We start from the raw sequence: 1,395 nt of genomic DNA, 5'->3' as shown, positions 1-1,395 counted from the left end.
GGGGAGTGTAAAATAAACTGTGTCAGTTAATATTTTTATTGAAGTTGTTGGCATGTGGTAAACCTGTTTGGAGGTTTTCCATATGTCAACAACTATCCATTTTTGAGATGGATTTTGAGCCTATCTTCAAACATAATGTAAAGCTGGGATAAAGTCAAGCGCCAGTTATGCAGCGGCATGGTCCACTTCTCGGATACTCTTTGCACCACCAGGTACACCAGCTTCAGCAAAGCCGTATCGGAAGTAAAAGCCCCTTTGGTTTTGGTCACTTTGCGCACCTGCCGGTGGAAACCTTCCACGATATTGGTGGTGTAAATAACCTTGCGAATCGCCGCATCATACTTGAAAAAAGTCGACAGGTGCTCCCAGTTGTTATACCAGCCCTGCAGCGGAACCGGATATTTCTTGCCCCATTTCTCGTCCAACTGCAGCAGTTTTTCATAACCTTCTTCCTGGTTAAAGGCCTGGTAAACTGGCTTAAGGTCCGCCATAAACGCCTTCTTATCTTTCTCGGCAACATAGCGCAAACTGCTACGGATTTGGTGCACGACACAGGTCTGTATCTCGGCCTGAGGAAAGATGGCACCAATGGCTTCCGGGAAGCCTTTCAGCCCATCGATACAGGCAATCAAAATGTCTTCCACCCCCCGGCTTTTCAGGTCCGTCAGCACCGAGAGCCAAAACTTAGCGCCTTCACTTTCCGACAGATACATGCCCATTAACTCCTTGGTACCCGATAAGCTTACGCCTAGGATGTTGTACACCGCCCGCGTGACCACGCTGCTCCCTTCCCGGACTTTGTAATGCATACAATCCAGATAAACAAAGGCATAAACTGATTCCAGCGGCCGAGAGCGCCATTCGTTCATGGCTGGAATAACCTTATCGGTGATAGTAGATAAGGTGGCAGCTGAAATATCCATCTGGTACATCTCCTTGACGTATTTGGTGATGTCGCGCGTACTCAGCCCCAGACCATAGAGATGGATGATTTTCTCTTCCAACTCAGCGGTGACAATAAGCTGGCGTTTAGGTAGAACCACCGGCTCAAAGCTGCCGGTGCGGTCCCGGCTGGTCTCCAGCTCGAACTCGCCCGAAACGCTCTTGACCGTCTTGCTGGTCCTGCCGTTTTTACGGTTAGGCTTGCCGGCGGCTTTTTCTTCCTGCAGGTGGGCCTCCAACTCCCCGGCCAGAGCAGCCTCTAAAAAATGCTTGAGCAGCGGGGCAAAAATACCCTTGTCTCCATTCAGCGGCTTGCCCGCATATAAACCCTTGATGGCTTCCTGCTTGAAGCGTTCAAAGTCAAATTCTTCCTCTTGTTCCATTTAGACTGTGAAGTTAAAGTATTTATTTTTTCCCTTTTCTTTAACTTGACACAGTTCAGTTTACAGTCTC

At 48.7% G+C, this 1,395-nt stretch carries 1 protein-coding gene; it reads right to left on the bottom strand.

The features are described 5' to 3' along the window. Positions 1 to 92: 92 nt before the first annotated feature. Positions 93 to 1,325, bottom strand: a complete 1,233-nt coding sequence (locus AAE02nite_RS26040) for an IS256 family transposase (protein WP_146905834.1) — start codon at positions 1,323 to 1,325, stop codon at positions 93 to 95. Positions 1,326 to 1,395 lie beyond the last annotated feature (70 nt).

The sequence above is a fragment of the Adhaeribacter aerolatus genome (genome assembly GCF_007991635.1).
GTDB classification, from domain to species: Bacteria; Bacteroidota; Bacteroidia; order Cytophagales; family Hymenobacteraceae; genus Adhaeribacter; species Adhaeribacter aerolatus.
This window is presented reverse-complemented; position numbering and strand designations above follow the sequence as displayed.